This window comes from Arthrobacter sp. NQ7, from assembly GCF_029581595.2.
GTDB classification, from domain to species: domain Bacteria; phylum Actinomycetota; class Actinomycetes; order Actinomycetales; family Micrococcaceae; genus Arthrobacter; species Arthrobacter phenanthrenivorans_B.
This window is the reverse complement of sequence record NZ_JARFXU020000006.1, coordinates 31,168-44,196: the sequence shown is the minus strand read 5'-3', so window position 1 is coordinate 44,196 and position 13,029 is coordinate 31,168. Positions and strand designations below refer to the sequence as shown.

General features: G+C 67.7%; 11 protein-coding genes. 4 read left to right on the top strand and 7 right to left on the bottom strand.

The features are described 5' to 3' along the window. Nucleotide 1 precedes the first annotated feature (1 nt). Nucleotides 2-478: a DUF6314 family protein gene (locus PUN71_RS08925; protein ID WP_502860358.1), complete on the top strand. Its 477-nt coding sequence runs from the start codon at nucleotides 2-4 to the stop codon at nucleotides 476-478. Continuing rightward, a complete protein-coding gene (locus PUN71_RS08920; RefSeq protein WP_043451466.1) occupies nucleotides 475-906 on the top strand; it encodes an NUDIX hydrolase in 432 nt (143 codons plus the stop codon). The genes PUN71_RS08925 and PUN71_RS08920 overlap by 4 nt, the downstream gene beginning before the upstream one ends. Here PUN71_RS08920 and PUN71_RS08915 read toward each other — a convergent pair. Both PUN71_RS08915 and PUN71_RS08910 read right to left on the bottom strand, forming a co-directional pair. Continuing rightward, nucleotides 903-2,816, bottom strand: a complete 1,914-nt coding sequence (locus PUN71_RS08915; RefSeq protein ID WP_043451465.1) for an ABC transporter ATP-binding protein — start codon at nucleotides 2,814-2,816, stop codon at nucleotides 903-905. The two genes, PUN71_RS08920 and PUN71_RS08915, sit on opposite strands and share 4 nt — an antisense overlap. Nucleotides 2,817-2,818: 2 nt before the next feature. Next, on the bottom strand, nucleotides 2,819-4,480 hold the full coding sequence (locus PUN71_RS08910; protein WP_043451464.1) for an ABC-F family ATP-binding cassette domain-containing protein: 1,662 nt from the start codon (nucleotides 4,478-4,480) through the stop codon (nucleotides 2,819-2,821). Nucleotides 4,481-4,728: 248 nt separating this feature from the next. On the opposite strand from PUN71_RS08910, the gene PUN71_RS08905 reads away from it, so the two are divergent. Further along, on the top strand, nucleotides 4,729-5,460 hold the full coding sequence (locus PUN71_RS08905; protein ID WP_277798104.1) for a hypothetical protein: 732 nt from the start codon (nucleotides 4,729-4,731) through the stop codon (nucleotides 5,458-5,460). Next, a complete protein-coding gene (locus tag PUN71_RS08900) occupies nucleotides 5,457-6,194 on the top strand; it encodes a hypothetical protein (RefSeq protein ID WP_277798103.1) in 738 nt (245 codons plus the stop codon). Before PUN71_RS08905 ends, PUN71_RS08900 begins: the two co-directional genes overlap by 4 nt. 210 nt (nucleotides 6,195-6,404) lie before the next feature. On the opposite strand, the gene PUN71_RS08895 is transcribed toward PUN71_RS08900, so the two are convergent. The 5 genes from PUN71_RS08895 to mobA form a co-directional block, all read right to left on the bottom strand. Then, on the bottom strand, nucleotides 6,405-9,437 hold the full coding sequence (locus PUN71_RS08895) for an alpha-mannosidase (RefSeq protein WP_277798102.1): 3,033 nt from the start codon (nucleotides 9,435-9,437) through the stop codon (nucleotides 6,405-6,407). Between the two features lie 122 nt (nucleotides 9,438-9,559). Continuing rightward, entirely contained in the window at nucleotides 9,560-10,435 is an 876-nt protein-coding gene (gene fdhD, locus PUN71_RS08890; RefSeq protein ID WP_277798101.1) for a formate dehydrogenase accessory sulfurtransferase FdhD, read from the bottom strand. A gap of 50 nt (nucleotides 10,436-10,485) precedes the next feature. Further along, complete coding sequence (locus PUN71_RS08885; RefSeq protein WP_502860353.1) at nucleotides 10,486-12,003, bottom strand: molybdopterin molybdotransferase MoeA; 1,518 nt, start codon at nucleotides 12,001-12,003, stop codon at nucleotides 10,486-10,488. Continuing rightward, nucleotides 12,000-12,293, bottom strand: a complete 294-nt coding sequence (locus PUN71_RS08880) for a DUF6457 domain-containing protein (RefSeq protein WP_043451452.1) — start codon at nucleotides 12,291-12,293, stop codon at nucleotides 12,000-12,002. The genes PUN71_RS08885 and PUN71_RS08880 overlap by 4 nt, the downstream gene beginning before the upstream one ends. Continuing rightward, entirely contained in the window at nucleotides 12,290-13,000 is a 711-nt protein-coding gene (mobA, locus tag PUN71_RS08875) for a molybdenum cofactor guanylyltransferase (protein ID WP_277798100.1), read from the bottom strand. The genes PUN71_RS08880 and mobA overlap by 4 nt, the downstream gene beginning before the upstream one ends. Nucleotides 13,001-13,029: the final 29 nt, after the last annotated feature.

The window sequence follows — 13,029 nt, the reverse complement described above, 5'->3', positions numbered from 1 at the left end:
CTTGAACTCTCCCTTGCCGGAGCCCAGCCTCCGCGACTACCTCCTGGGCAGCAACGCCGGGCAGCCGTTGCCCGCGGGCCGCTGGCGGGTGGAGCGCAACCTGCTGGACAGGTCGGACGGCACGCGCGGGACCTTTACCGGCGTCGTGCTTTTCACCCCCACGGACGACGGCGGCCTGGCCCTTCATGAGGAAGGCACCATGCGCTGGCCTACCTTCACCGGACCCGCCTCACGTGACTACCTCCTGAAACCCGCGGTACGGCCGGATGCGCTGGACGTGTTCTTTCCCGACGGCAGGCCGTTCCACCGCATGGGTTTCACCCCGGACGCCAGCCGGGACGCCCACTGGTGCGATCCCGACACCTACCGGGTGTCCTACCTGTGTGAGGGCCCGGACGCTTTCAGCTACAGCTGGGACGTGACCGGCCCGCGCAAGGACCTGCTGCTCACATCCCACCTGGCGAGGATGGCCGGATGAGGGACCGGATCGTGGTCTCCGCCGTCTGCGTGTTCGATGATGCCGGCCGGCTTCTGACCGTGCGCAAACGCGGCACCGACATGTTCATGCACCCGGGCGGCAAGCCCGAGCCCGGCGAAACGGCCGTCCAGGCCGCCGCCCGGGAACTCGCCGAAGAGGTGGGCATCGTGGTCAGGCCCCAGGAGCTTGAACTGCTGGGAGTCTGGATCGCCGACGCCGCGAACGAGGCGGCCACCGATATTGAAGCCACCGTCTTCACCGCCCCGGGGACGTGGCAGGCCACCCCGGCGGCCGAAATCGCCGAGATCCGCTGGCTGGACTTCAGCGGGCCGGCCAAGGGTTCGCCCCTCCCCCGGGACCTCGCCCCGCTGCTGACGGACCACATCCTGCCTCTGCTGGCGGCACAGGCCACGCAGTCCGGACCCTAGAACTCCGGAACGGCTTCCTCCGCCACCGCGGTGGCCTCGGCAAACTGCGTCCGGTAGAGCTCGGCGTAGCGGCCTCCTGCAGCCAAGAGTTCGGTGTGGGTTCCGCGCTCCACGATCCGGCCGTCCTCCACCACCAGGATGGCGTCGGCGGCACGGACGGTGGAAAGCCGGTGCGCAATCACGACGGCGGTCCGGCCCTCGAGCGCAGCGCCCAGGGCTGCCTGCACAGCGGCTTCGTTCGTGGAGTCCAGTGCGGCGGTTGCCTCGTCGAGGATGACGACGCGGGGCTGGGCAATCAGGAGCCGGGCGATGGTCAACCGCTGGCGTTCACCGCCGGAAAGCCGGTAGCCGCGCTCCCCCACCACGGTCTCCAGCCCGTCGGGGAGCGATCGGATCATGGTTTCCAGTCGCGCCTGGCGCAGGACGTCCCACATGTCCTCCTCGGTGGCATCGGGCCGGGCCAGCCTCAGGTTGGAGGCGATGGTTTCGTGGAACAGGTGGCCGTCCTGGGTCACCATGCCCAGGGTGTCCCGCAGCGAATCGAAGGTGGCGTCCCGTACGTCCAGCCCGGCCCCCGGGGTGGTGCCACCCAGCCGCACGGCGCCGGAGTCGACGTCGTACAGCCGGGACAGCAGCTGTGCGATGGTGGACTTGCCGGCCCCTGAAGAGCCCACCAGGGCGACGGTCTGGCCAGGCTCCACCCGGAAACTGACCCCGTGCAGGACTTCCTCGCCGCCCCGGGTGTCCAGGGTGGAGACCTCCTCGAGCGACGCCAGCGATACCTTGTCCGCGGACGGGTACGCGAAACGGACGTTGTCGAACTCGACGGACACCGGGCCGGCGGGGACCGGCACGGCATCAGGCTTCTGCTGGATGAGCGGTTTCAGGTCCAGGATTTCAAAGACCCGTTCGAAGCTGACCAGCGCGCTCATGACTTCAACCCGGGCGTTGGACAGCGCCGTGAGCGGGGCATAGAGCCGGGTCAGCAGCAACGCCAGGACCACCACGTCGCCCGGGGCGAGCTGGCCACCCAGGGCGAGCCAGCCGCCCAGGCCATAGACCAGGGCGAGCGCGAGCGCGGACACCAGCGTCAGGGCGGTCACGAAGGTGAACTGCAGCATCGCCATCCGGACGCCGATGTCACGGACCCGTCCCGCGCGGGCAGCAAATTCACGGGATTCCTCGTCCGGCCGGCCAAACAGCTTGACCAGCGTGGCGCCCGGGGCCGAGAACCGCTCGGTCATCTGGGTTCCCATGGCAGCGTTGTGCGCGGCGGCTTCGCGGCGCAGGTCTGCCAGTTTCGAGCCCATGCGGCGGGCGGGAATCAGGAAAATCGGCAGCAGCACCATGGCGAGGACTGTCACCAGCCAGGACGTATTGAGCATCACGGCCAGTGTCAGGGCCAGCGCCACGGAGTTGCTCACCACGCCGGACAAGGTTCCGGCGAAGGCGGACTGCGCGCCGATGACGTCGTTGTTGAGCCGGCTGACCAGCGCGCCGGTGCGGGTCCGGGTGAAGAAGGCGATGGGCATGCGCTGGACGTGGTCGAACACGCGGGTGCGCAGGTCCACGATGACGCCTTCGCCAATGGTGGAGGAGAGCCAGCGGGTCAGCAGGCCCACCCCGGCCTCGCCCACGGCCACGATGGCGATCAGCACCGCCAGCCAGATGACCGTTCCGGCGGCAGCCTTGGCGATGATGGCATCAACCACCTGGCCGGCGAGCACCGGAGTGGCGACGGCCAGGAAGGCAGCCGCAATGGACGACAGCACGAAGGCGATCAGCTTGCCCTTGTGCGGTGCGGCGAAGGCCAGCACCCGCTTCAGGGTCTCTTTGGAAAACGGCTTGGAGGCGCTCTTTGCGGTGCTGATGTTGTAGAGCGAACTCCAGGCCACGCGGTCCATGCTCATGGTTACTTCTCCTGGCTTGCAGTGTGGTGGAGTTCCTGGACCGTGCCGTTGTCCAGGTGCCACCGGTAGTCGAGTCTGACGTTTTCCAGCAGACGGCGGTCGTGGGTGACCAGCAGCAGGGCGCCGTCGTAGCTTTCAAGGGCTTCTTCCAGCTGCTCGATGGCCGGCAGGTCGAGGTGGTTGGTGGGTTCATCCAGCACCAGCAGGTTCACGCCCCGCGCCTGGAGCAGGGCCAGGGCGGCCCGGGTCCGCTCCCCCGGCGACAGGGAATCCACGGTTCGCGACGTGTGGTCCGCCTTGAGGCCGAACTTCGCCAGGAGCGTGCGGACATCGGCGCCGGTCCAGTCCACCAGCACGGCCTCGACCGCGTCGCCCAGCGGCAGCCCGCCGTCGAGCATCCCGCGTGCCTGGTCAATCTCGCCGACGGCGACCGAAGCCCCGACGGACGCGTCGCCGTCGTCCGGCGCCTGGGTGCCCAGCAGCAGGCGGAGCAGGGTGGACTTGCCGGCCCCGTTCGGGCCGGTGATGCCCACCCGCTCGCCTCCGTTGAGCTGGAGGTTGACCGGTCCCAGCGTGAAAGCACCCTGCCGTGCCACCGCGTTCCGCAAGGTGGCGACGACGGCGCTGGACCGCGGTGCCTGGCCGATGGTGAACTGGAGCTGCCACTCTTTCCGCGGCTCCTCCACCACATCCAGCCGGGCGATGCGGGACTCCATCTGCCGGACTTTCTGCGCCTGCTTCTCCGACGACTCGGTACTGGCGGCGCGCCGGATCTTGTCGTTATCCGGGTTCTTCTTCATCGCGTTCCGGACGCCCTGGGAGCTCCATTCACGCTGCGTGCGGGCACGGGACACCAGGTCCGCCTTCGTGGCCGCGAATTCCTCAAACTTTTCGCGGGCATGCCGCCGGGCCACGGCCCGCTCCTCCAGGAAGGCGTCGTAGCCGCCGTCGTACACCGCCACGCTGTTCTGGGCCAGATCCAGCTCCACCACGCGGGTGACGCACCGGGCCAGGAATTCGCGGTCATGGCTGACCAGCACCACCCCGCCGCGCAGCCCCTGCACAAAGTTTTCCAAGGTGGCCAGGCCGGCAAGGTCGAGGTCATTCGTGGGCTCATCGAGCAGTACGACGTCGAACCGGCTCAGCAGGAGCGCAGCGAGGGCCACCCGGGCAGCCTGGCCGCCGGAGAGACCGGTCATCATCGCATCGGGGCCGGCGTCCAGGCCAAGGTCCGAGAGGACGGCCGGGATGCGTTCGTCCAGGTCGGCAGCGCCGGAGGCCATCCAGCGGTCGAAGGCCCGGGAGTAGGCATCGTCAGCGCCCGGAGCCCCGGAGCCCAGCGCTTCAGCGGTGGATTCCATCTCGGCGGTTGCGTCCGCGCAGCCGGTCCGGCGCGCAATGTAGGCGGCTACTGTCTCACCGGGGACGCGCTCGTGCTCCTGGGGCAGCCAGCCGACAAAGGCGTCCGAGGGGGCAAGGCTGACCGAGCCCTGCTGTGGCTGGTCCACGCCGGCGAGCAGGCGCAGCAGCGTGGACTTCCCGGCCCCGTTGGCGCCCACCACGCCCACCACGTCGCCGGGAGCCACCGTCAGCGACAGTCCGGAAAATAGCGTGCGGTGGCCGTGGCCGCCGGAGAGGTCCTTGGCAACGAGGGTTGCAGTCATCGGTTGGTCCTTTCGCCGCTGCCCGGGCAGCCGTTGACGGCCGGCAGAGGCGGCAGGAAGGGCCGCGGCGCCGCTGGGGCTGCAGGACATAGAAGAACCCGCTGGTCCGGACTTGGGGGGTGTACGGACCAACGGGCTCGACCATCAACTATAGACGAACCTGCATCACGGGCAAAATCGCCGGCACGGCCGGTGCCGGACAGGCACGGTAAACTCGGTCACACCCCTCCCGTTATAGAGAGTCCCCCATGACCATTCCCGCCAAGGCGTTCCAGCGCTGGCTGCAAAGCATCGCGCCCGATGCCAGCACCGCGGATGTCTGCCGGGTCTCCGGGATCAAGCGCACCACACTGGCACAGCAACTGGTGCGGGGCAAGGTCTCCGTCAGCACGGTGGTCAGCATCAGCCGCGCCTACAACATCAATCCGGTCACCGCGTTGGCAGGGTTCGAGGCCTTCAACGTCCTGGCAGGACCGCCGCCGCCGCCCACCAGGAACGAGTTGGTGAGCCAGATTTCCACCGCAGACCTTCTCCGGGCACTTCTGGTCCGGCCTGCCATGGAACCGGGACAGGGCGGCGCCGCTCCAGCCCTCAGTCCCGCCCCGCACCCCACCTCGGTGAAGAACTGGGTGGACGCAATTGATGACGGCGAACTCCGGCACCGGGTGTCGACAGCCACCGGCGTGGCCCCGCAGAACTATTCCGCCCAGTTGACCGCCAACCGGCTGTCCCCCGAGCTGGCCGTGGCAACGGCGATGGCAGCGGGAGTGGGACCGGCCGGCGGCCTGGTGGCCACGGGGGTTGTTACGGAGGAGGAGGCCGGCTGGCCGCCCGGTGCCCGGCAGGCCGCGCTGGACAGCCTTTCCGACGGAGAATTAACCGCCCTTGCCGGAGACCGGCTCCAGGCAATGGGCAAAGTGCTGCGCCGCCAGGAGCAGGACCAAGCGCAGACAGACAAGATTTGGGAGAACCTGGGATGATCGAGACACTTCAATGGAGCACGCTGGCGATATGCGCGTTAGTTGCCGCCGCGCGGATCCCCAGCACCCTCCGGGGTGAGAACCGCTCCCTTTTCGGCATCTTCGCCTCGATGACACTGGCGATCCTGTTGAGCATCAAGGGCCCCTACCTGGTGATCGACCAGGCGCTGGGCGGAATTAACCTCGCCAACCTGCTGCTGCGCTTCGTGATCTTCGGTGCCATCTTCTTCATGGGCATCCGAATCGCCAAGGGATTTGGTGCCGACAGCGCCTACCGCCTGATTACGGGGAAGACAGGCATAATCGTCCTGTTTGCAGTCTCGGCCGTATTGGTCGCCCTGTTCTTTTCCATGGACACGGAGGGATCCTCCGCGGGGCTCCAGGCCGTGTCCGCGAAGGACGACCGTAATTTCGCGCTCGTCGAATACTATGGCGCCGCAGGCAGGGCCTACCCCGCCTATGTCACCTTGGTCCTGGTGCCCTCCATGGTTCGGGCAGTGCGGGAGCGGCTCCCCATCCTGGTGCGCATCGCAGCGGCCCTGCTGGCTTTGGGCGGAGTAGCCGTTGGGCTCACACTACTTTTTCCGGTTATCCCGCCCACTATGGGATCCATCGAATTCATCATCAACTACACGGCGGTGCTCTGCTTCGTCATTGGGCTGGCCCTGATCTGGGTTGCCAAGGTGGTTAATAGCAGGACCGTTGGAGCGCGCAGGAAATCTACCGAAAAGTAACCTCTCCGGCTTTCACAAAATCATTAGAATGTGAAACAATCATGAATGTGTGAAGGCGGGGCCGCCGAGCGTTTTCGAACGGGGATAAATTCTGGAACGCGGGCAGCTCCGGGGGCCTTCGCACACATTGGGGGGATGAGTGGTGGCGGATCGTTGGGGACCGCCCCCACTCAGCCTGTTTAAAGGGCCCCTGTCAGTTTCTCTTGGCCCTCACCCGCGGACGAAACGCAGTGTTACCAGCTGGAACGGCCTGAGCGAGAGGTCGGCGCCCCACCCGCCCGCAACCACTCCTGGAGCCTCGACGGGACGCTCCAGCAGATCGGTCACCAGAACCCTGCTGACCGGGAAATGAGCTGCAATGCTTCCCGCCGAACGCTCCCCGAGCGACTCGTACAGCCGGACCACAACGTCGCCCGAGCCATCCTGTGCCAGCTTCACCGCTTCAATGACCAACGCGGGATTGCTGACGGAAAAAAGCGGCTCCACCGGAGCTGCGCCGCTGACCACGCGGGGAGCCAGGTTGGTGCGGTAGCCTTCCTCGACCGCGTCGGCGATACTCGCGCCGGGACGGATGGTCACCGTCAGCTCGTGGCGGCCGCGGTCGGCGTCGGGGTCCGGAAACTTGGGCGCCCGCAGCAGGGACAGACGCACCGTGGTGGTGGTTCCGCCGTCGGACTCCCTGACGCTCCTGCCTACATCATGGCCGTAGGTGGAGGAGTTGGACAACGCAACCCCGTAGCCCGGTTCGCCGACGTGGATCCAGCGGTGGGCGCAGATCTCAAACTTGGCAGCCTCCCATGAGGTGTTGGTGTGGGTGGGCCGGAAGACATGGCCAAACTGCGTTTCGGCGGCCGATCGGTCCGCCCTGACGTCGAGGGCGAAGCCCAGCTTGAGCAGCTTCTCGCGCTCCTGCCAGTCCACGGAGGTGGAAATTTCCAGCGAAGGACTGCCGGGAGCGAGGGTGATGCGCTGGGTCAGCGTGGATATGCCCACGCGCCGTTCCACCTCCACCACGGCCTTGCCGTCGTCGCTGGTAAGGCTGACCGACTCGGCATGGACCAGCGGAGTGACGTTGCGCCGGTAGAACTCGTCGATGTCCCACGCATCCCACTCGTTGGGTGTGTCCCGGTGCAGTTCCAGCAGGTTGCCCCGCTGGCCGGGTGCGATGGCTTCGCGGCCGGTGGCGTAGTCGCGCAGCGAGGCAAGCAGGCCGTCGGCGTCCACTACGGCGCTGATGATCCCGTTGTCCAGGAGGAACCCGCCGTCGCGCTGCGTTGCCCGTGCCGGCGCCGGGTGCGGTGCCGGCTCCCCCACCGCCAGCGCCGGAACGCCGTCACGGGCGTGCGGAGCGGCGTTGAGCAGGAACTGGCGGTCGCCGGAGCCCAGCAGGGCAGTGGCAGCCTGGCTGATCAGGGACTCCAGGGCGGCCTCGACGGCCTGGTAGTTCCGCTCGGCGTCCTTGTGGACCCAGGCTATGGAGCTGCCGGGAAGGATGTCATGGAACTGCTGCAGCAGCACCAGCTGCCAGAGGCGCCTGAGTTCGGCCGCGGGGTATTCGAACCCGCCCCTTGCGCGGACCGCTGCCGTGGCGCACCACAGCTCGGCTTCACGCAGCAGATGTTCGCTGCGGCGATTGCCCTTCTTGGTCCGGGCCTGGCTGGTGTACGTGCCGCGGTGCAGCTCCAGGTACATCTCGCCCACCCAGACCGGCAGTGCCGGGTACTCTGCCTCGGCCTGCCGGAAGAAGCTCTCCGCGGAGCCGATCCTGACTTTCGGCGATCCTTCCAGGTCTGCCGTGCGGGCAGCAGCGGCGAGCATCTCGCGGGTGGGGCCACCGCCGCCGTCACCGAAACCGAACGGTACCAGCGACACCGTGCCCCGGCCGTGGTCCCGGTAGTTGCGTTCGGCGTGGGCCAGGTCCCGTCCACTGAGGTCCGAGTTGTAGGTGTCCACCGGCGGGAAGTGGGTAAACAGCCGCGTTCCGTCGATCCCCTCCCAGTTGAAGGTGTGGTGGGGCATCCTGTTGGTCTGGTTCCAGGAAATCTTCTGGGTGAGGAACCAGCGGCTGCCGGCGGACTTCACGATCTGCGGCAGCGCAGCGCTGTAGCCGAAGGAATCCGGCAGCCATGCTTCCCTGCACTCAACACCGAATTCCGCCAGGAAGAAGCCTTTGCCCTCGACGAACTGCCGGGCCATGGCTTCGCCGCCGGGCATGTTGGTATCGGATTCCACCCACATGCCGCCTACGGGAACGAACTGGCCCGCCTGGACCTTCTCCCGGATCCGGCTGAACAACTCGGGGTAGAACTCCTTGATCCAAGCGAGCTGCTGGGCAGAGGAGCAGGAGAAGACGAAATCGGGGTCTTCATCCATGAGCGCCACCACGTTGGAGAAGGTCCTGGCGCATTTGCGGATGGTTTCCCGCACCGGCCAGAGCCAGGCCGAATCGATGTGCGCGTGCCCGGTGGCAACCAGCCGGTGCGCCGACGCATAGGCGGGCCGCGACAGGACCGTTGCCAACGCTTCCCGGCCCGCTGCAGCGGTACCCGCAACGTCATCCGGATCCATCACATCCATCATGTGCTCAAGGGCGCGGAGGATCTCATGGCGGCGCGGCAGCTCCGGCGGCAACTGTTCCATGAGTCCAGCCAACGTCCAGACATCCTGCTGAAGCTCCCACACGCACTGGTTGAGTTCAGCAATGGCGATGGTTCCCAGCCGGTACTGCGGCGCTCCCCCGGCAGTCTCCTTGTCGCCCAGCGGAGTAGGCGCGAAGGTCCAGCCCTGGGCCATGTCCGGATTTGCGGCAGCCTCCACGTAGAAATCCACTGCCATGCCGGTGCCCAGCAGCTTCAGCGGAATGTACTGGTTGCGGGGTGAGATTGCCTTGATGATGCTGCCGTCCGGGCGCCAGGCGATCCCCTCGCACTGGAATCCTGGCGCTTCCGTGGTGAATCCCAGGTCCACCACCACCTCCACCGCGATGTCGGGGCCACTTCCCCATGATTCGGGCACCTCGCCCTGCAACCGGAGCCAGGTGGTGCCCCAGGGGCGGCCCCAGGCGGCACCGTGTTCCTGCGGCTGGAACTCCTGCCGCATCGCTTCGAGCGCTGGGACCGGTTCGTCGGGGACATCCCAACTGCTCAGGGAAAGCGGGACCGTCCTGGCGTAAATGGCAGGAGCAATGCGTTCACGCACAAACCTGGCCAGTCGGACTTCCGTGATGGTCCGGTCGTCATGCAATATAGGTCCTCTTTTAGGCTCGGAACTGGATCATGGCGTCCATTCGATGGACAAATCTACCCGTCGCCTGCCCGGCAACCAACCCCCCGCGGAAAACGGACATGCGCCGGCCATGGGCTCAGCTACCTGATGGGCACCGCGGCCGGCCGACGGATGCGGGCATCACCGGCGTAGACGTTGAAGCTTGTTCCGCGGCTGAATCCAGCCACGGTGAGTCCGTTCGCCTCTGCCAGCTCCACGGCGAGGCTCGAGGGGGCGCTCACGGCCGCCAGAATGGGAATACCTGCCAGGGATGCCTTTTGAACCAGTTCGAAGGACGCCCTTCCCGACACCTGGAGAACGGTGCCGGCCAGTGGCAGGAGGCCTTCACGCAGCGCCCAGCCCACCACTTTGTCCACGGCATTGTGCCGGCCCACATCCTCCCGCAGGCACAGCAGGCGGGGCTCGCCGTCGTCGTCAATTTTGAACAGGCCCGCCGCGTGGACTCCGCCGGTGTCATCAAAGAGGCGCTGGGACTTTCTGAGCAGCCCGGGCAGGGAGGCCAGTACCTCCGCGTCCACCGTGAGGGGGTCAGCTGCGGGGCTGTGATGGGAGGACTTTTGGACCGCCTCGATGGAGTCTGTTCCGCAGATGCCGCAGGAACTGGACGTGTAGACCTTGCGGCCGGTATCCGGAACCGGGACGTCCGGCCGCAGCTGCGCCTCCACCACGTTGAACGTTTGGACGCCGTTTTCGTCTTCTCCGGCGCAGAACCGCAGGGACACCAGGTGTTCGGGAGCCCAAATGACCCCTTCCGACACCAGGAAGCCGGCCACCAGGTCGAAGTCGTCCCCGGGCGTGCGCATGGTGACCGAATAGGAAAGCCTGCCCAGCCGGATTTCCAGCGGCTCCTCTACCGCCAGGACGTCCTCGCGGTGGCGGACCGGGTACTCGAGGGCACCGGGCGAACCATCCAGGACATACTTGTGCACCTTGCGGCGCTGGGTTACGCGTCCCATGTTCCACCCTGCCTGTTCATAACTCCATCATGGCACCATGGGGCCCCGCCTCAGCCCAGGAGCGCACTCCAGTCCACCGGGCCGCCGGATGCCGGCTTCGCTTTGGGCTGGCCGGCGCGGGGGTTGCTGCGCGGTTTTGCCTTGGCCGCCCCGTCCCCGGGCTGCGAGAGGGGCGGTCCCCACGGCAGGGCAAAAGCCGGCACCGGCTCGCCCAGCTGCACGCCATGCGGGGGTACCACCAGCACCCCGTCGGCGGCGGCCAGTCCGCGCATCATTCCCGGCCCCGTATGCTGCGCCGGGGACGCCATGCCGTAAAGCAACCGGAAGGGCATGAGCCGGGTGCGGCCGGGGTCGGGTTCGATCATTGTTCCGCAGGGCACTTCCTGCACCGGCGGCATGGCCCCGTGCCCCAGCGCGGCAAGGAGGGGGCCACCCACGGTGGAAAGTGCCATCATGGCCGCCAGCGGGTTGCCGGGAAGTCCGAGGACAAACCGCCCGTCCGGAAGTTCTGCCAGGACTGCGGGATGGCCCGGGCGCATGGCCACGCCGTCGATGATGAGCCGGCCGCCCAGTTCGGCGACCGCACGCCGGAGGTGGTCTGTTCCCGAACGCCCAGTGCCCCCGGTGGTAATAACGACGTCGGCCGGCAGGTCGGGTGCGTCCGGCACGTCGGGGAGCACGTCTTCGAGTGCCGCCAGCCACTCGGCGTAGGAGTCGCCGATCCTCTGCCGGCCCCCCGGGATTCCACCCAGCATGGCGACGACGTCCGGCAACTGCGGCCCGAACGTGTCCCGTACCTGGCCGGGGGCGGGCCTGCCCTGTTCCACCACCTCCGATCCGGTCAGCACCAGACGGACCACGGGTTTGCCCTGGACCTGCACTTCGTCGTGGCCGGCCAGCGCCGCCAGTGCCAGGTGTGCCGGGTTGAGCTCCACCCCTGCCTGCACCAGGACATCGCCTTCCAGGGCCTCCTCACCGGCTTTCCTGATGTGCTCGCCGGCGCGGGGTTCTCCGGGACGCGCCTTGCCTCCGGTCAGCAGGACGGGAAGCCCCTCGTCGTCCCGGCCAAGCACGGCGCTTTCCGTGCGCAGGACAGCCTTGCCGCCCGGAGGAATAAGACCGCCGGTGGCGATGGGGCTGGCCTGGTGCGGCGCCAGCCGGACTCCCGGGTCCACCGGGATCCACGGGCCGCTTCCGTTAACCACCCAGCCGTCCATGGCCGAGGACGCATAGTGGGGCATGTCCTGAAGAGCCACGATGTCCCGGTCAAGTTTCCGGCCCAGCGCCAGCCGGAGCGCCACGGGCCCGGGCGGGATGGGAGTGGCGGAGTCGTATGCCACCTGCCGGGCCTCTGCCCAGGTGTGGGCCGCATGGTGATGGCCGGCACCGCCCTGCCCTCCGGCGGAAGGACCTGCGTCGTCCATCCCGGGACCGGAGTGTTGGGCAGATGGACCTGCCCCGCCCACCACGCCGATGTGTCCGGCTGTGTCCAGTGGCGTCCGGGCCGTCAGCGCCTCCCCTTCGCTGCGCGGTGGTGCATGCGGATCACTATGGGGTTCTGCGGTCATTCGCCGGGAGTCCCGGCGGTTTCAGTGCCGTAGTCCTGTGCCAGGGAACGGGCCACGGCCAGCGCTGCGTCCATCGCGGCGGCGTCCATCTCCCTGCCCGGGGCCGCGGCCAGGCCCGCGGCAAAGCCTGCAATGAAGGTGGTGAGCGGCGCGGCCGGCCGGACCACGGAGTGGGCGGCAACGCCGGCAAGGGAGAGCACAGCGTTGACGTCGACCTGGACATTTTCCAGCTTGTACGCCTGGAGCAGGGCCCGGCACCACTCTTCCAGCGTTTCGTCCTGGCTTTTCACGAATTGCCTCCCACGTTAGTGTCGCCCGTGCGCCGGTCCTGGCTTCCGCGCTGGTTTCCGGCGGCCATCCCCAGCGCAGCAGCGTCATCCCAGGTATCCACATCGGAGGTGGACCCGGCGGGGACTGTGACAAGCTGCACGTCCAGATTAGCAAGGAGCGCCCGGACAGAGCCGTTGGCCAGCGCGTTCCGGGCGGCGAGCTCCCGGCAGGCATGTGTTAACTCAGCCGTGTTGTAAAAAGCGGCCAACGGCTGCGGCCTCCCGTCTTCGGCAGCGGCCATGACACTGCGCACGCGGGCGGCTTCCACCGGGGTCGCAGCCAGGGCGTGCCGCAGGGCGGCCACGGCCTGGGCGGACAACGGCATGTCACACGCCAGCACGAGCGTGACCGGCGAACCGCCGCCGTTATTGGCCAGGGTTTCCAATCCGGCGGCGATAGCAGCGGCGGGACCGGAGAACGGCGGCTCTTCCCGGCAGGAAAGGACCGCGGCCGGAGGCGCAGTCCCCGGCACTGGCGCCGCGGTGACCCCGGGGAGGCCGGCGTCACCAACAACGACAGTGCGCCTAGCCCCGGACGCAGCGGCAAGAGCCCATTCCAGGAGAGTCTGGCCGCGGAAGACGAGGGTTTGCTTGGGCACCCCTCCCAGCCGTGAGGACCGGCCGCCGGCCAGGATCAGGGCATCAAATGCCAACGTGTTCGCTTGCATGACCCCAGCCTAGCGACCGGCAGGGCCGG